The following is a 17897-nucleotide window of genomic DNA, read 5'->3' as shown; positions in this document are numbered from 1 at the left end:
GCCATCCCCTGTCTGTGGAGAGAGCCGTGCGGGCTTCCGTTCGTCGTTTGCGTTGTGTTCCGACCCTCCTTGCCGTGGCGCTGGCAGGCGCCATGGGCGTCGCTTCCGCCGAGGGCGCGTCGACCGTGCATGCCGAGAGTTGGCCCCGTGCCACCTGGCCGTTTCCGAAGGACGCGGCGCTGGAGCAACGCGTGGCAGCGTTGATGGCCAAGATGACGGTGGAGGAGAAAGTAGGCCAGCTGATCCAGGCCGATATCCTCAGCGTGACGCCGGATGACGTGCGCAAATACCGCCTCGGCGCGATCCTGGCGGGCGGCAATTCCAAACCGAACGGGCAGCTCACCGCCACCGTGACGCAGTGGCAGGCGTTATCGGATGCGTTCTACCGCGCGTCGATGGATACCAGCGGCGGTCATCAGGCGATCCCGCTGCTGTTCGGCATCGATGCCGTGCACGGCCACAACAACGCCGTGGGCGCGACCTTGTTCCCGCAGAATTCGGCGCTGGGCAATACGCGCGATCCGGAACTGATCCGCCAGATCGGTGAGGCCACGGCCGCCGAAACGCGTGCCACCGGCATCAACTGGAGTTTCGCGCCCACGCTCGCGGTGCCGCAGGACGTACGCTGGGGACGCGCCTACGAAGGCTATTCGCAGGACCCGGCCATCGTGGCGAAGTACGCCACGGCGATGGTGGAAGGCCTGCAAGGCAAGGCAGGCACCGCACAGTTTCTCGATGGCACCCACGTGCTCGCGTCGGCCAAGCATTTCGTCGGCGATGGCGGCACCAGGAACGGCAAGGACCAGGGCGACGCGCAGATCAGCGAAGCGGCGCTGCGCGACATTCACGCCGCCGGTTATGCGCCCGCCATCGATGCGGGCGTACAGACGGTGATGGCGTCGTTCTCCAGCTGGAACGGCAGCAAGATGTCCGCCGACAAGGCGCTGATCACCGATGTGCTCAAACAGCGCATGGATTTCCAGGGCCTGGTGGTGGGCGATTGGAATGCGCACGGCCAGGTGCCGGGCTGCTCCAACGACGATTGCCCCGCCTCGTACAACGCCGGCCTCGACATGCTGATGGCGCCCGACAGCTGGCGGGGCCTGTATGAGCACACGCTGGCGGAAGTGAAGTCCGGCGTGATTCCGCAGGCGCGGCTGGACGATGCGGTGGCTCGCATCCTGCGCGTCAAATTCCGCGCGGGGCTGTTCGACAACGGCGCGCCGTCGACGCAAGCGATCGTGCAGAAAGCCGCCGATGTCGTCGGCAGTCCTGCGCACCGCGCGATTGCGCGTCGCGCCGTGCGCGAATCGCTGGTGCTGCTGAAGAACGACCACGGCGTCCTGCCGCTGGACCCGCGCAAGCGTATCCTGATTGCCGGCGACGGTGCCGACAACATCTCGCGCCAGAGTGGCGGCTGGACGCTGAACTGGCAGGGCACCGGCTTGAAGAACGAGTACTTCCCCGGCGCGCAATCCATCGGTGCGGGTTTTGCGGAACAAGCGAAGGCCGCAGGCGGCACGGTCGAAATCGAAACGGACGGCCATTTCACCGCCAAGCCGGACGTAGCCGTGGTGGTGTTCGGCGAAGATCCGTACGCGGAATTCCAGGGCGATATCCCCAACCTGCTGTTCCATCCGGGCGACGACCACGAACTGGAGTTGATCCGCCGCTTGCGTGGCCAGGGCATTCCGGTGGTGGCCGTGTTCCTCAGCGGCCGTCCGTTGTGGATGAATCGCGAGATCAATGCAGCGGATGCGTTCGTCGCCGCATGGCTGCCGGGCAGCGAAGGCGGCGGTGTTGCGGACGTGCTGCTGCGCAAGCGCGACGGCAGCATCGCCAACGACTTCCACGGCAAGCTGGCCTATACGTGGCCGAGCAGCGCGGTGGTCGGGCAGGGCAAGCCGCAGTTCCCGCTGGGGTACGGATTGAGCTATGCGGATCACCGCGCCGTACCCAGGCTTTCCGAACAATCGGGTATCCGTGGCGAGCAGATTCCAGTCGGCAATTACCTCGATCGCGGCAAGGCCGTGCATGGCTACACGTTCACGCTGGTGGATGCGCAAGGCGCATCGATCACCGGCGACGTGTCGCCTGCCATCACGCCCGATGGCGCGCTGCAGATGGCTGCGCTCGACTACAAGGCGCAGGAGGATGCGCGCCGCTTCACCTGGAAGGCGGACAAGGCACGGCTTTCGATCCACGCACGCACACCGCTCGATCTCGATCGCGAAAGCAATGGCGACGTGTTGCTGGTGACCACGCTGCGCGTCGATGCGTTGCCGGCGAACGGTGCCTGGATCGGCATGGGATGCGGTGCGCATTGTCAGGGTCAGGTGTCGCTGGACAAGACGCTGGCGACGTTGCCCCGGGGACAGTGGACGCGCCTGGGTGTGCCGTTGAAGTGCCTGCGTGCCGCGGGTGCCGACATGCATCACATCGAGCAGCCGTTTGCCTGGGGCGCCGGGAAGGGCACGGATATCGCGATTGCCCGCGTGGCGCTGGGAACCGACGTCGATCAGGTGGTCGAGTGCACGAAATGAGGCAGCGTGGCCAGGGGCGGCCGGACACATCGCGCCAGGCCTGGGCCGCGTGCTGATGTCGTTCGCGGGAGCGGCTGGGTCAGCGGTAACCCGGTCCGGACGGCAGGATGATCATTTGCTTTTGCATCAAAAACGGTCGCATGGCCGACCGGGGAGTCGAGGAAAGTGAGGCGTAGCAGGGGTTGCGAAGGATTTATGGACTTGCTGCCGCGCGTCAAGCTTCTGTCGGGCAACCGTTCTATCATCCTCATGACAGCGCTGTCATCAAGCTAAATGACAGCGCTGTCATCGGGGAAGCCATCAAACCAGTCGCCGTCGAGGGCGGTGACGAACAACAATCCGAATGAACTGAGGGGAAGCCAAATGAAGTTGCGCTATTCGGCGTTGTACATCGCCATGTCCCTGGTACTCGCGCCCGGCGCGGTACTGGCGGCGGATCAGGATGCAGCGCCGCAGAGCGCGCCTTCGCAGAATGCCACGCCGCCGGCCGAGCATAAGGTGAAGCAGCTCGACGCGATTTCGGTCACCGCGACCAAGAGCGAGACGCTGCTGCAGAAGACGCCGGTCGCCGTGAGTGCGATTACGCCCGACACGCTCGACAAAGAGCGCGTGATGACCGTGCAGGATCTCACCAAGCTGGTGCCGGGCCTGCAGGGCACCAGCCAGGGCGACCACGGCGTGGTGACGCTGACCTTGCGCGGCATCGGCAACGACAGCGCGAAGACCGAATACGCGGATCCGGAAGTGGCGACCTTCGTCGATGGCGTCTATGCGCCGCGCGCCGAAGCCGCGTCCGGCCTGCTGCTGGACATGGATGGCGTCGAAGTGCTGCGCGGCCCGCAGGGCACGCTGTGGGGCCGCAACTCCACCGCGGGCGCGATCAGCTTCCAGACGGCCAAACCGGATATCGGTGCCGGCTTCTACGGCAATGCGCAGGTGGAAGCCGGCAACTACAACGAGCTGGGCGCGCGCGCCGCGTTCAACCTGCCGATCAGCAATACCTTCGCGATGCGCGTGGCGGTGGTGCACGAGCAGCACGATGGTTACGTCGACTACCAGAATCCGTCCACCGAGCTGCCCAGCGTGGCGCAGCAGCAGCAGGCGTATCTGGCCTCGCCCGCTTCCGGCGGCACGCTGGCCAACTTCAAGCCGATCGACCCCAGCCAGTACGTGCAGGGCGGCAAGAAGTACAACTCGCAGGACCAGTCCGCCGCGCGCGTCAGCGCGTTGTGGCAGCCCAGCGATACGTTCAAGTGGAACCTCTCCTACGAGTACTTCCTCGATCGCGGCACGCCGGACCTGAGCCTGATGCAGACGCCGCGCCAGGGCCAGGAGTTCTGGTCCGCGCTGATCGACACGGCGCCGTACCTGGACCGCACCTCCAAGACGGTGCGCAGCCGCATGGACTGGAACATCAACGAGGGCATGGAGCTGAGCTATATCGCCGGCTACAACCGCTACTCGGGCAAGAGCGATTTCGACCAGGACGTCGGTGTCAGCGTGCCCACCAGCTTCACCACCAACGGCGTGTACCAGGACGACCGCACCAACTACTCCAACTACGAAAGCTGGAGTCAGGAAGTGGACCTGAAGTCGACCGGCCCGCAGACCGTGGACTGGATCGTCGGCGCGTACTACGGCTACGAAGACAACAACATCCGTTTCGATATCCCCATCATGAACGGCACCAAGTACGGTTCCGTGAACTGGCAGGGCTCCTTCATCCAGCCGAAGGAAACGGTGGAGTCGTATGCGCTGTTCGGCCAGGCCACCTGGCACCTCAGCGACCATTGGCGTTTGACCGGCGGTGCGCGCTGGTCGCATGACGACAAGGAGAACAAGGGCGGCATCAACTGGGGCTGGAACTACGATCCCACCGTGCCGCAGCTGCCGATCTCGCCGGGCGTGTATCCGGATCCGTCGAACGGCTTCAGCATCTCGCAGCGGAACACGGCCAAGTACAGCAAGAGCAAGCCGACCTGGCTGGTGCGCGTGGACACCGACGTCGGCGCCAATGGTTTGCTGTATGCCAGCGTGTCCACCGGCTACAAGTCCGGCGGTACGCAGGACGCAGGCACGCTGTACGCGCCCGAGACGCTCACCAACTATGAAATCGGCAGCAAGTTCAGCTTCCTCGATGGCCGCATGACCTGGAACTCGGCCATCTACTACGAAGACTTCAAGAACTTCCAGCTGTCCGCGCCGATCGTCTATCCCGACGGCAACCATGGCCTGGGCTTCTCCAACGTGGGCGGCAGCACCAAGGTGTTCGGCATCGAATCGGAGCTGGCGTACCAGACCAAGGACGACCGTGCGAACCTGATCTTCTCGGCCATCCCGAAGAAGGAACTCGGCACGCTGGTCTATGCAGGCAGCAACGACTACCAGGGTCTGCCCGCCTGTCCGCCGGCGTCGAACCTGGCCAACTGCATGAACGTCACTGGCAACGACCTGCCGCATGCGCCAAACATCTCGCTCACCGCGATCTACGAGCACGACTTCCATCTCGGCAACGGCGGTCGACTAACGCCGCGCGTCAGCGCGCAGTACCAGAGTTCGCAGTGGCTGAGTTACTTCAACCTCGGCGAGGGCGACCAGCAGAAGGCGTATACGCGCGGCGACCTCTCGCTGCGCTACACCGAGCCGGGCGACAAGTGGTGGGTCAATGCGTACGTGCAGAACATCTCCGATGGAAAGATCCGCACCAGTGCCGGTCGCTTCCTGATGTCCGATGGTTCGCTGCAGTACGTATCGCAGTACCTGGCGCCGCGCACCTACGGTGTGCAGCTGGGCGTGTGGTTCTGATGAAGTTCGGGGCGGCCCCATGACAACAGCGCCGCCGATGGTTTGCCGTTCTCCAGGCGATGCTCCGGGGAGCATCGCCGCCTCTCCCCTTGAATGGCGTTTTTGCCGGGCCCGCGTGGGGCGGCCCGGCAGTTCTTTGACGCAATCGTTCGCGCATGCATTGCCGCGACGCGCTGGCCTGCCCGCCAGCCGGGAGACACCATGGCTCGTCTGAAGAAAGTGCTGATCGTGGGCGGCGGCACCGCCGGCTGGCTGGCTGCGTGCTATCTCGCCAAGGCGGTGAATGCGGTCGATCCGAACGGCGTGCAGGTGCATCTGGTGGAATCGCCGGACATCGGCCTGCTCGGCGTGGGCGAGGCGACGTTTCCTTCCATCCGCGGCACGCTCTCCGCCATCGGACTCGACGAGCGCCGTTTCCTGGTGGGTGCCACGGCGACGTACAAGCAAGGCATCCACTATCGCCACTGGGTGCGCCCGCCAGGCGCAGCGGGTGCCGATCACTTCTTCCATCCGTTCAATGCACCGAGCCAGCGGCCCGGTGGTCCGGAGCTGTTGCCGTACTGGCTGCTGGGTGCGGCGCCGGACGGCATACCGTTCGCCGACGCCGTGTCGATGCAGAGCACCCTGGTCGATCACTCGCGTGGACCGAAGCGCTTGAAGGATCCGGACTACCAGGGTCCGATGAATCACGCCTTCCATTTCGATGCCGCGTGCTTCGCGCGCGTGCTCGCCGAGCACGGCCAGGAAGCGCTGGGCGTGAAGCGCCACGTCGCCACGGTGGAGCGCGCGGAAATCGACGAGCACGGCGCGATTGCGCGCGTAGTGACGAAGGAACTCGGCGAACTCACCGCCGATCTCTACGTGGACTGCACCGGCCTCAAGGGCATGTTGATCGGCAACGTGATGCAGTCACCGTTTCGCAGTCGCGCGGATGTGTTGTTCGCCGACCGCGCCGTGGCCATCCAGGTGCCGTATGCGCAGCCGGATTCGCCGATTCCGTCCTATACGATTTCCACCGCGCAGGAAGCGGGCTGGATCTGGGATATCGGGCTGCAGAAACGCCGCGGCGCGGGCTACGTGTATTCCTCGCGACATACCGACGTGGAACGCGCGGAAGCGGTGTTCCGCAACTATCTCGGTCCAGTTGCCGAAGGACTCAAGGCCTTCCACATCAAGTTCGAAACTGGCTATCGCCCGGAGCACTGGCGCAAGAACTGCGTGGCGGTGGGCCTGGCTGGCGGCTTCGTCGAGCCGCTCGAATCCACCGGCATCGCGCTGATCGAGCTGGCCACCTATCTGCTCACGCATCTGTTGCCGAGCGATACCGGCACGATGGAACAGGCAGCGCGCCACTTCAACGAGATGATGGTAGCGCGCTACGACCGCATCATCGATTTCATCAAGATGCACTATTGCCTGAGCCAGCGGCGCGACTCGCCGTTCTGGATCGACAATACCGATCGGTCGAGCATCCCGCAGACGTTGCAGGACAAGCTGGCGCAATGGAAGCATCGGCCGCCGCATCGCCTGGACTTCGTCAGCGACCTGGAAATGTTCCTCGTTTCCAGCTGGCAGTACGTGCTCTATGGCATGGAATTCAAGACCGACCTGTCGGCGATGCGCAACGTCTATCCACGCGTCGAGGAAGCCCGGCAGGAATTCAGGAACATCCAGCTGGCCGCCTCGCAGGCGCTGCACGACCTGCCCGATCATCGAGCGCTGGTGGAGCAGATGTGCCGGGAGTATCGCGAGCGGACGGGCGCTGAGCGGGCGATGGCCTAGTCTCTTTCACACAGTGCCCATGCCCCTCACCGTCATTCCGGCGCAGGCCGGAATCCAGTAGCGAAGCGCTGAGTTGTCGCGAAAGTCGACTACGCTCTGGATATATTTCGCGATAACCCACCACTGGGGCCACTGGATTCCGGCCTGCGCCGGAATGACGGTGAGGGGTTCTTAGACGTACCGGTCCGCCAACGCATCCGTTGCACCAATCAGCACATCCACGATCGCCGGATCGGCCGCACTATGGCCTGCGAGCACGATGTGGAACGCGGCTTCCGGCCACGCCCTGGCCAGATCGTAGGCGCTCTTCACCGGGCAAATGATGTCGTAGCGGCCGTGCACGATGGTGGTGGGAATATGCCGGACGCGTTCGACATCGCGCAGTAGCTGGTCCGGTTCAAGGAAGACGTGATGGCGGAAGTAATGTGCTTCCGCGCGCGAAATGCTGACGGCGACATGCGGATCGTCCTGCGTGCCCGGCGAATCGGCATCGTGCAGCAGCGTGGTGCTTCCGCCTTCCCAATCGCCCCACGCTTTCGCGGCTGCTATGCGCACCGCTGCATCGTCGCTGTCCAGGCGCCGCCAATAGGCCTCCACCATGTTGTCGCGTTCGTCTTCGGGGATATGCGCGAGGTAGCGTTCCCAGCGTTCCGGAAAGATCCAGCGTGCGCCGCCGTCGAGTTCGTTGAACCAGCGCAGTTCGCCCGGACGTCCCAGGAAGATGCCGCGCAATACCAGTCCGAGCACGCGTTCCGGATGCTTCTGCGCATAGGCCAGGGCCAGCGTCGAGCCCCACGATCCGCCGAACACCACCCAGCGTTCGATACCGAGCTGCTCGCGGATCGCTTCGATGTCGCTGACCAGATGCCAGGTCGTGTTGTCGCGCAGCTCCGCATGCGGTATCGACTTGCCCGCGCCGCGCTGGTCGAACAGCACGATGCGGTAGCGGGCGGGATCGAAGAACTGCCGGTGATAAGGCGACACGCCCGCACCGGGCCCGCCATGCAGAAACAGCACGGGCAGGCCGCCCGGATTGCCGCATTCCTCGATATGCAACTCGTGGATGTCGTCCACGCGCAGCCGCTCAGTGCGATAGGGCTCGATCTCGGGATACAGCTCGCGCATGGTCATGGCTCCTGGAAACATGGCGAGCATAGCGTCCCGAGATCCGGGACGCTCTGCATGTTCTTCAGGATGCGGGACGGCAGCCTGTGACGCAGGCCAGATAGGCAGCCCCATGGGGATAGTCGATGGTCATGCGAAAGTGCCGATACACATTGGCTCCCAGCGCGCCGGTGATCGGCCCATCCATCGCGCTGAGCCAGTTGCCCGGTCGCGCCGTGAAATTGGCGTCGGGCCGCTCGGTGAACCAGACCGGGCCCAGTTCCCATCCGGCCACGACAAGATGCGGAACTTCGATGAGACGCGAACCCTTGCCGTGGACGGGCGAACCCAGGTCGTCGCCGTCGTTCACCACGCGCCACGCCGGGTGTTGGCGATGCCAACGGTCGAGCTGGCTTGTCGTGATGTACGACGTAACGCCGATGTCGCTGGCGGTTACCTCCGCACCCGCGACTTTACCGGCATCGGTGGGATGCGCCGTGGCTCCCGTGTCGAGCAACAGTTCGATGGGTTTGCCGTCGACGTGCGCCGTGATGCGCAGGAATCCGCTTTGCGGTGCGCCCTTGTCGTCGCGCAGAATGCCCAGCGGTGTGCGATGCGTGCCCGTGACCGGCTTCCAGTCGTTCGGCTCGAGCCAGAGCTTTCGCCCCGGATAGTCGAACGTCCAGATACTGCCAGGCAGATAGCCGGAGCCAAGCTGGCCGTCGGCGTGATCGCCCGGGTCTCCACTGATGACGAGGGCGGGCGCATCGCAAGGTGTGCCGGTGCGCACGGGTAAACCCTGGCCTTCGCGATAGTCGAGCGTCGTGACGACATTGAGCGACGCATCATCCAGCTTGCATTGCCGCGATGGCAGTCCAGCGCGAGCGGCCGCTGACCCGGATATCACAAACCAGCCGGCGCTACCTCCGCCACCCGTATCGACCACCAGCCGCAATACCTGCCCATTGGCCAGTGTCGGCGTCGCATAGAAATGCCCCGCCTCGTAGGTCGTGGGCACTTCCACGCGTTGCTGCGCGTTGGCCGTTGCGCTTGCAACGGCCAACATCATGCCGAAAAAAACCGTGTGCCTCGCCATGCCACGTCCTTGTGAAGTATCGGATGACGCGATCGTATCGGATCAAAGCTTGTAGTTGATACCGAACATCACCGTACGACCCCAGGTGTTGTAGTCGAGCGGGCGACCGATCGATACGCCGTTGGGCAGAGCAGAAATTTGCGCGGTCTTGTACGCCGAGTTGGTGAGGTTGTAGACCTGCAGCAGCACCGACAGACCGTTCCAGGAACCCTCGGTGAAGTTGTAACCGGCCTGGAAATCCGTCTGCTTGTCGGCCAGCACTTGCTGGTAGCCCAGCTGATCGAACAGGGCGATCGCTTCGCCGGTGAAGGACGAGCGATAGCGCTCGGAAATGCGCACCGACCAGCCGTACTTCTCGTAGTACAGCGCCAGGTTCGCCACTTTGCGCGAGAGGCCGGGCAGTGTGGCCGGCGCACCCGGAATCGAGCTCACTGAACTCACCGGCACGGTGCTGTTGGTCAGCGAGAAGTTGGCTTGCACGCCAAAGCCGTCCAGCGGACGGGCGATCAGCGCGCCTTCCAGTGCGCCGGACAGCTCGATGCCCTGCATCTTGCCGCCGGTGCCGTTCTCCGGCGTGGTGTACGCGCCGATGTTGCTGGTCGGCACCAGCGTGGGATCGTTGTTGGTGTACTTGGAGAAGTCGTAGTCGAGCACGGTCTTGTTGTAGATGTAGTTCAACAGGTTCTTGTTGAACACCGCGACGGCCACGTAACTGGACTTGCCGAAGTACTTCTCCCACGACAGGTCGGTGCCCACCGCCACATAGGGCTTGAGGGCGGGGTTGCCACCGCTGCCCGACCACAGCACCTGTCCGGCGGCGGGCCCCGTGGTGACCTGATACACGAAGGACGAAGAAGCGACCTTCTCGTCGTCGATGCGCCCACGCGTCATGGTCTTGGCGAAACCGAAGCGCAGGTATTGCTGCTCCGCGATCTCCGCCGCCAGGTTCAGGCTGGGCAGCACGTTGTTGTAGGTGGTGCCACCGGTCAGCGTGCCCACCAGCGTGTTGCCATTGGTCTGCAGCGCATCCGACGACTGATCGGTGTGCACGAACTGCACGCCCATGTTGCCACGCAGCGGCACGCTGCCCAGCATCGTATCGATGTTGAACTTCACGTAGGCGACCGGCACCTTCTCCTCGACGCTGTAGTTGCGCGCCCAGTCGCCCTGGCCGTTGCCCGAGGTGAGATAGAACTGGCTGTTCAACGCGGCCAGCACGTTGTAGTTGAGGATCGGGCCGATGCCGCCGTAGTTGATCGAGGTGGGGCCGTACAGGAAGGCCGGATTCACCGGCGTCGAGAAGCCCTTGACGTAGTCGCTGCCGGTCGAGCCGTTGCCGTTGAGCCAGGCAAACTCGACGTCCGCCGACTTGGTCTTCTTGCGGTCGGAGTAGTTCACGCCCACGTCCACCGTGCTGAAGATCCAGCCAACCGGGTGTGATACCTGCAGGCGGATCGCCTTGATGGTGTCGTCCTGGTGATCGAACTCCTGGCGACCGTCGTAGCCGTAGCCATCGGGGTCGGTGAACTGGATGGCCGACGGATCGGCGAGATTCACGCCGGTGCTGAAATTCGGAAAGCCGTAGTTGAGCGGCGTGGCGAACTGCACGTTGGTGGTGCCCTGGTCCGGGATGCCGGAGAACAGGTAAGCGTCATGCAGATCCTTCTTCGCGCTCGAATAGGACAGGTCGGCCACGCCCTGCCAGCCGCCGCCGAATTCGAACTGGTTGTTCCAGCCCACCGAGAAGAGCTTGTCGTGCTCCTTGGTGTAATCGTTCTGCAGGATCGGGCGAATGCCATCCATGTTGCCGGTGGTGACCACGGGATAGGGCTGCGACGGCACGATGCCCACATTGCTGTACACCGCGGGGCCGGCATCGTCGTAGGGACCGCTGGCCCATTGCACGCCGTTGGTGATCTTCTTCTCGTTGAAGGTCGAGTAATAGGTGTCCAGCGTGCCGTGGTACCAGTCGTTCGGCGCCCATTCGAGCACGGCCATCAGGCCGTTGCGCAACTGGTTCTCCGATTGCGCGCGCAACTGCATGCCTTCCTGCGAAAGCACGCCATCGGGCAAGCCGGGCGAGTGCGGTCCGCCCCACGCGCCTTCGATGCTGCCGGGACCGTTGTTGAGACTCCACCACCACGCCTGGTACTGCTTCTCCTGGATCGGCGAATCGAGCTGGGCGAAGCCGACGGCCAGACCCAGCGTGTGATCGAGGAACTGGTCGACGTAGGAGAAGCTGGCGCGATGGCCAAGATCGCCCACGCCCGAACCCGGGTTGTTCTTGCCATTGGTCGTGTACTCGCCGCGCAGGTTGGCGACGATGGTGCGGGTGGACAGATCCAGCGGCTTGAGCGTGTGCAGGTCCACCGTGCCGGAGAGACCCTGGCCGATCAGGCTCGCATCGGGCGTCTTGTACACCGCCGCGCCGCTGATCAGTTCGGCCGGATACTGGTCGTAATCCACACCGCGGTTCTCGCCGATGGTCGCCTGCTCGCGGCCGTTGAGCGTGGTGCCGGCAAAGTCGGGCGCCAGGCCGCGGATGGAAATCTGGTTGGCACGGCCGTCCACGCGCTGCGTGGCCAGGCCGGGCAGGCGCGCCAGGCTCTCGGCGATACTCGCGTCGGGCAGCTTGCCGATGTCTTCGGCGGAGATGGCCTCGATGATGTTGTCCGAATTCATCTTGGCCTTGATCGAGTTCTCGATGCTGCCCGCGATGCCGGTGACGGTGACCGCATCCAGCGTGGATGCGCGGTCTTCCGATTTGGGCAGCGCATTCTTGTCGGACTTCGCGGGCGTCTGCGCTGGCGTGGCCTGCGTGTTTTGCGGCGTGGGCGTGGCGTCCTGCGTCTGTTGTGCGAAGGCCGGCTGCGCGGTGGCCAGGGCGAACAAGGCAGCGGCACATGCGATGGCGAGCGGTCGTTTGGCTCCGGTGGAACGTGCGGCGAAAACCTGCAAGTTGCGACAGTTCATGCTCTTCCCCAGTCTTCATTGGAATGACTGTGCTCCCCAGCACAGCACGCGGAAGCGCACCTCACCGGATCGGCAAATTCTTGCGACCGGCGATTGGGCGGTAGGTTTCTGCGTGGGCTGGGAGCATGAGCGAGAGAAATTGCTGCGTCATCATGCGACGCAGCAAGCTCGGTCATATTGCTGAAGCGTGCGCGCTCTTGTTCAGCGTGGTGAGAAAAGCGTCATCACTTGCCTGGCGACGACGTGCAACCGGCAATGATGGGAGCGGCGTTCGGGCCCGCGGTGGTGTCGTAGAGATCGCCGTGGTTGCCCTTGGTCCACCACACATAGGGACCGGCGACATACCGCACGCCGGAGCCGGCCAGCGTATCCACGAACAACATGGGTTTGCCCTTCACCGACAGCAGCGCAAAGCTCTGTCCGCCCTGCTTGTTGTAGTACGTGACCTTGAGCGATTGGCCGCCCTGGCATTGGTAGTTGCGCAGCGGGGTGGCATCCACCGGAATTTCCGGCACGCTCAGTGCGCCGGCCAGGGCAGCCGTTGCGCCCAACGATGCCAGCGCTGCGATGGCCGCCTGCGCGGCATGACGATGCAATGTATTCATGGCTTGCCTCACCTCGTGGCAGACGTAAGGGCGCGACCGTTGCGCACGATCTGTGGCGAGTCTACACAGGTTGCGATGGCGTGGCGGTGGATCGCCGCCGCCGTGCTGAAGCACGCTCAGTTCAAGGCGACAGCGCGCATGCCATCGCCGCGAACACGGCCCGGGCACTTGCCGCTCACCCGTTTGAACAGGCGGCGGAAGGCCGCTTCGCTGCTGTAGCCCAATTGCTGCGCAATGCCCGCCACCGATTGCTGGCGGTCGCGCAGCAACTGCTCCGCCACGCTGACGCGCCATTGCGTGACGTACTGGATCGGCGGTTGCTTCATCAGCTGGGTGAAGCGCTCGGCAAACGCCGAGCGCGACATGCACGCCAGTGCCGCCATCGACTGCATGGTCCAGGCACGGCCTGGATGGTCGTGCACCGATTGCAGCACACGGGCAATGCGCGGATCGGCCAGCGACGCGAACAGCCCCTGGCGTTCGCCCGTGCCGCGGGCGTAGTCGCAGATCGCCAGCGTGAACAGCGCGTCGGCAAGCTTGTTGAGCAGCACGTGGCGGCCGGCACAGTCGGCGTGCACCACGTCCGCCATGGTCGCGGCCAGTTGGCGGAACGGAGCGCTGGCGTTGGCGGCATGAATGACCATCCGCGCGGGCAAGGCCAGCTTGAGCGGATGCTGGCTGGTGCCGGTGAAGCGGAATTCGCCGCAGATCAGGCTGGTCTGTTGAAGGCCGTCCTCCGCCGTGCCGCTCAGCCGGTGCGGTGCACCGTGCGGGAAGATCACCAGGTCGCCGGTCTCCAGCGTCACGGCCTCGCCGAACTCATCGCTTTCCACCTTGCAACGGCCGCTGCCCACCAGGTGAAACAGGCCGCACTCGTAACGCGGCGCATCGGCAAACCACGACCCGCAGCGATGCAGCTCAGCCACCACCTGGACCTGCAGCATCGACCGGTTGAGCAGCGATTCCAGCGCCGGATCCACCAGCTGCGGGCGCGGCCCGGGCGGTAGCGACGGGTTCGGTTCGATGATCATGGGCTTCCTTCCGGCGGCTGTCTCATGAAGAACTTCGCCGCCGGCAGGATGCCGGTTACATCGCCGCCTCCCCTGGCAGGGTCAGCCGGCCGATCAGCCCCTCATCCAGCCATTGGGCCAGCAGCGCGGCCATGCGGGGCAGGGCCGCCGTGCCGTGCCGTTCCGCCAGGCGTTCGCACAGGTGGGCGAAGGTCTCGCCGTTCAAGGCACCCCGTAGAGCGGGCAGCTCGCCCGGCGCCACCGGTCGGTAGTGCACGTCCAGCATCGGCCGCCAGACCAGCAGGTGGCGTGCCTGCCGCCCACGCCGCAGTCGCGGTCGCGGCCCGCTGCGATCGGCGGCTCGCCGGAACGCATCGATGTTGCAGGTGCAGCGGAGCAGACGGGCGTGCGGCAACGGATGAAGCCGCAAGCCTGCCCACGCCTCCGTGGCGATGCCGGCGAGATCGCCGGCGTTCACCGTGTCATGGTCGGCTGCGTCGAACGCCGTTGAGATGGCCCAGTCCAGCTGCGCCATCTCGGCCAGTTCGGGCTGCTCGCTCCAGGGCGAGGCGTGGGCGAGAAAGCGAGCGAGTCCCTCGCCATGCCAGCGAATGGTGAAGTGCGTGGACGGCTGCGCCGCCACATAGTCGTCCAGCAACGGCAGGAAGCGGCGCCCCACCAACAGGGCGAGCCCAGGGAATTCCGCCGCCAGCGCCTCGCGCAGGCGAATGCGATAGCCCTGCTGATAGACGGCGAGGCGGCTCGCCTCGTTGGCCTTGTCGTCGCCGCGCAGCGAACCCGGCGTGGGCAGGCTGCCTGCCAGCATGGCCTCGGCCAGTTGCAGTTGCATGGTGCGCAGATCGCTCATGCGGCTTGCTGCATCAGCGCGTCGGCGAGCGCGCGGGCATGCTCGAGCTCCGCCAGCAGTTCGGCCAGCGGGGGAATGTGGTCGTCGCGCTCGATCATGGTGGACACGCGACCGAAGCGGCGCACGGCTTCCACGTAGAGATGCCACACGGCGTCCACCACGGGGGCATCGTGCGTGTCGATCAGCAGTTCGCCGCCGTGTTCATGACCGGCCAGATGGAATTGCTGCACGCGTGCCGCCGGCAGGCCATCGAGATAGTCGAGCGCGGAGAAGCCATGGTTGTGCGCACTGACATGCACGTTGTTGATGTCGAGCAGGAGGAAACAATCCGCGCGCGCGGCGACGGCGGCGAGGAACTCCCACTCGGTCAGCTGCGACTGCGCGAAGCTGATATAGCTCGACACGTTCTCCAGCAGGATGCGCCGTCCGAGCGTGTCCTGCACGCGACGCACGCGATCCACCACGTGCCGCAGCGCTTCTTCGGTATACGGCAGCGGCATCAGGTCGTGCAGGTTGACGCCCTGCACGCCGGTCCAGCACAGGTGATCGGAAATCCACGCGGGTTCCACCCGTTTCGCCAGGGCGGCGAGCTGGCCGAGATAGCCCATGTCGAGCGGATCGGTACCGCCGATGGACATCGACACGCCGTGCATCACCAGCGGAAAGCGTTCGCGAAAACGTTCCAGCCAGCGCAGCGGACGCCCGCCGGGCACCAGATAGTTTTCCGAAACGATCTCCAGCCACTCCACCTTGCCCGGTTCATCGATCAGCGATTCGTAGTGATCGACACGCAGGCCGAGACCGAAGCCGAGATAGGGCAACTGGCGGGAAGAAGGCATGGCGTTTCTCGCGGCAGAAAGTGCGGGGCTTCCGGGCTGCGCCGAAAGCCCCGCGATCAAGCTCAGGAGGCCTTGGCGGCTGCCTGGGCGGCGTCGCAGTCCTGCTGGCTCTTCTGCATGGTGAAGCCCTGGCCCTTGCAGGCGTTCTGGCCCTTGCAGGCATTGCTGGCCTGCTTGCAGGCGCCGTGGCCCTTGCAGGACGACGAGTTCACGCACTTCACGCTGGCGGTATCGGCCGTCTTGCCGCTGGCGGCCTTCTCGGTGGCGGAAGCGGACATGGTGGTGACGGCGAACAGGCCGGCAACTGCCATCGCCATGGCGGCACCGTTGAGCTTGTGGGTCTTCATGGAAACACTCCTGTCTGGTGGACGGCCGCCCGATGGCGGCATGGATAGACAACGTCGGGCCCGGACACCATGGCCAAGCACTGCCGACCTGAGCATTCTCGATAGACGGCCAGCCGCCGGCTGTCCCCGCGCGTCTGCCATTTGTGCCCGATCGTCCGGCGATGGGGAGGCGGCGCAGGACCGGACGGCGGGCAAGAAAGCATGGACGACCAGCCATGGCGGCCGGTGAGGGCGGTTCGCATGATGCCCGCACCTCGTATCCATGGAACACGCCGTCATGCGCCAGCTCATCGCCGACAAGGCCACCCAACTGCTCGAATGGCTGCACCGCATCGAGTGGGTCGGGCCACTCGTGGTGCGCGTGGTGTTCGGCTACTTCTGGCTGGAGACCGGCATCGCCAAGGTGCACAACCTGGATGGTTTCACCCAGCGCTTCGTCGGCTGGGGCATTCCCTTCCCGGCCTTCAGCGCCGGGTTGTCCGCGTGGACGGAGTTGCTCGGCGGCCTGCTGATCATGCTCGGCCTGTTCACCCGCCTGGTGTGCATTCCCATGCTCATCAACATGGCGGTGGCCGTGGTGCTGGTCGTATCGGCCAACCTCACCGGCCTGGACGACTACGTGGAAGCGGACGAGATCGTCTACAGCCTGATCTTCTTCTGGTTGCTGATCAGCGGCCCGGGCAAGGCGAGCCTCGATACGCTGGTGGCACGGGCGCTGGGCATCCGCACGGCAGCCGTCGCGACATCGCCGTCGCGGATGGCCATCCCGGTGATCGTCGACTGATCGCTTCGCACGGAATGCCCATGAACATGAAAACAAACACACCTATCCGGATCATTGGCGCGCTGCTGCTGGCGCTGGCGGGAACCGCCGCCGCCGATGAAGTGCCGTTCGACCAGGCGAGCTACGCGCAAGCGGTCGCCGCGGGCAAGCCCGTGGTGGTGTACCTGCATGCTGACTGGTGCCCCACGTGTCGGGCGCAGCAACCGATCGTCGATCGCCTGTCGAAAGAACCGGGGTTCAAACAGATGACGATCTTCGTGGCGGATTTCGACAAGGAAACCGCGCTGGAGAAATCCCTCAAGGTGACGCAGCAATCCACCTTTGTCGTCTTCAGCAAAGGGCACGAGGTGACGCGCTCCACCGGCCAGACCGCCGAACCGGCCATCCGCGCGGTGCTGCAGCAGGCGCTCTGATGGATTTCAGTCTGGGCACCTATGCGCTGGGTTTCATCGCCGGCATGGCGACGCTGTTGTCGCCTTGCGTGCTGCCGATCCTGCCCATCCTGATCGCGTCGGCGTTGTCCAGGCATCGTTGGGGTGCCGCGGCATTGGCGCTGGGATTGAGTCTTTCGTTCGCCTTGACCGGCACCCTGCTCGCCACCCTGGGTGCAGCCATCGGTCTGGACGCGGGCACCTTGCGCGTCGCGGCTGCCGTGCTGATGGTGGTGTTTGGCCTGGTGATGCTGCTGCCTCCCTTGCAACGTTCGTTCTCGCGCCTCGCTGCCCAACTGGGCAATCAGGGTCAGCGGGCATTGGGTTCGGTGCACGGCGAAGGCGGCTTCAGCCAGTTCCTGATCGGTTTGCTGCTGGGACTGGTCTGGAGTCCCTGCGTAGGACCGACCCTGGGTGCGGCGAGCACGCTGGCGGCGCAGGGCACGCATCTGCCGCAGATTGCGCTGCTCATGCTGGTGTTTGGCCTCGGTGCGGGACTGCCCTTGCTGGCGCTGAGCAGCGTATCCGGCGCCGCCATGGTGCGCGTGCGCGGCTCGCTGATGTCGGCGGGCAGCATAGCCAAGACCGTGCTGGGCGCGTGCTTCGTGGTGATCGGCGTGCTGGTGGTCAGCGGCCTGGATCGCCGGTTCGAGGCGCTGGTGCTTTCCGTCAGCCCCGATTGGCTGACCCGCCTGACCACGTCGCTCTAA

14 protein-coding genes are annotated in these 17897 nt (G+C 64.8%); 6 read left to right on the top strand and 8 right to left on the bottom strand.

Translation table 11 applies throughout. The features are described 5' to 3' along the window. Nucleotides 1-92: 92 nt before the first annotated feature. The 3 genes from ISP20_RS18405 to ISP20_RS18395 all read left to right on the top strand — a co-directional run bounded on the left by ISP20_RS18405 (nt 93) and on the right by ISP20_RS18395 (nt 7130). Entirely contained in the window at nt 93-2543 is a 2451-nt protein-coding gene (locus ISP20_RS18405) for a glycoside hydrolase family 3 protein (protein ID WP_204637594.1), read from the top strand. Nucleotides 2544-2906: 363 nt separating this feature from the next. Beyond that, complete coding sequence (locus ISP20_RS18400; protein WP_204637593.1) at nt 2907-5348, top strand: TonB-dependent receptor; 2442 nt, start codon at nt 2907-2909, stop codon at nt 5346-5348. 201 nt (nt 5349-5549) lie between these two features. Beyond that, nucleotides 5550-7130, top strand: coding sequence for a tryptophan halogenase family protein (locus ISP20_RS18395; RefSeq protein ID WP_204637592.1), 1581 nt, complete (start codon nt 5550-5552; stop codon nt 7128-7130). A 171-nt stretch (nt 7131-7301) separates the two neighbouring features. On the opposite strand, the gene pip is transcribed toward ISP20_RS18395, so the two are convergent. The 8 genes from pip to bufA2 form a co-directional block, all read right to left on the bottom strand. After that, on the bottom strand, nt 7302-8255 hold the full coding sequence (gene pip / locus ISP20_RS18390) for a prolyl aminopeptidase (RefSeq protein WP_204637591.1): 954 nt from the start codon (nt 8253-8255) through the stop codon (nt 7302-7304). Between the two features lie 64 nt (nt 8256-8319). Further along, nucleotides 8320-9303 carry a pepsin/retropepsin-like aspartic protease family protein gene (locus tag ISP20_RS18385; RefSeq protein WP_239536124.1) on the bottom strand — a complete coding sequence of 328 codons (984 nt, stop codon included), beginning with the start codon at nt 9301-9303 and terminating at the stop codon, nt 8320-8322. Between the two features lie 69 nt (nt 9304-9372). Then, nucleotides 9373-12303 (bottom strand): TonB-dependent receptor, encoded by a 2931-nt coding sequence (locus ISP20_RS18380; protein ID WP_204637589.1) that lies wholly within the window; start codon nt 12301-12303, stop codon nt 9373-9375. 224 nt (nt 12304-12527) lie between these two features. Beyond that, entirely contained in the window at nt 12528-12908 is a 381-nt protein-coding gene (locus tag ISP20_RS18375) for an MliC family protein (protein WP_204637588.1), read from the bottom strand. 116 nt (nt 12909-13024) lie between these two features. After that, nucleotides 13025-13939 (bottom strand): AraC family transcriptional regulator, encoded by a 915-nt coding sequence (locus ISP20_RS18370; protein WP_204637587.1) that lies wholly within the window; start codon nt 13937-13939, stop codon nt 13025-13027. A 55-nt stretch (nt 13940-13994) separates the two neighbouring features. Next, nucleotides 13995-14786: an HvfC/BufC N-terminal domain-containing protein gene (locus ISP20_RS18365; protein ID WP_204637586.1), complete on the bottom strand. Its 792-nt coding sequence runs from the start codon at nt 14784-14786 to the stop codon at nt 13995-13997. Beyond that, complete coding sequence (gene bufB, locus ISP20_RS18360) at nt 14783-15625, bottom strand: MNIO family bufferin maturase (protein WP_204637585.1); 843 nt, start codon at nt 15623-15625, stop codon at nt 14783-14785. Before bufB ends, ISP20_RS18365 begins: the two co-directional genes overlap by 4 nt. A gap of 62 nt (nt 15626-15687) precedes the next feature. Then, nucleotides 15688-15972, bottom strand: coding sequence for a BufA2 family periplasmic bufferin-type metallophore (gene bufA2 / locus ISP20_RS18355; RefSeq protein ID WP_204637584.1), 285 nt, complete (start codon nt 15970-15972; stop codon nt 15688-15690). Between the two features lie 277 nt (nt 15973-16249). Between bufA2 and ISP20_RS18350 the strand changes: the two genes are divergently transcribed. Genes ISP20_RS18350 through ISP20_RS18340 form a run of 3 tightly spaced genes read left to right on the top strand, consistent with a single transcriptional unit; the run spans nt 16250 to nt 17897 of the window. Continuing rightward, complete coding sequence (locus ISP20_RS18350) at nt 16250-16756, top strand: DoxX family protein (protein ID WP_204637583.1); 507 nt, start codon at nt 16250-16252, stop codon at nt 16754-16756. Between the two features lie 20 nt (nt 16757-16776). Further along, entirely contained in the window at nt 16777-17169 is a 393-nt protein-coding gene (locus tag ISP20_RS18345; protein WP_239536122.1) for a thioredoxin family protein, read from the top strand. After that, entirely contained in the window at nt 17169-17897 is a 729-nt protein-coding gene (locus ISP20_RS18340) for a cytochrome c biogenesis CcdA family protein (RefSeq protein ID WP_204637582.1), read from the top strand. The genes ISP20_RS18345 and ISP20_RS18340 overlap by 1 nt, the downstream gene beginning before the upstream one ends.

It is taken from the genome of Dyella kyungheensis, assembly GCF_016905005.1.
Classification (GTDB): Bacteria; Pseudomonadota; Gammaproteobacteria; order Xanthomonadales; family Rhodanobacteraceae; genus Dyella; species Dyella kyungheensis.
Note: the sequence above shows the minus strand (reverse complement) of the source record. Positions and strands in the feature narration are given on the sequence as shown.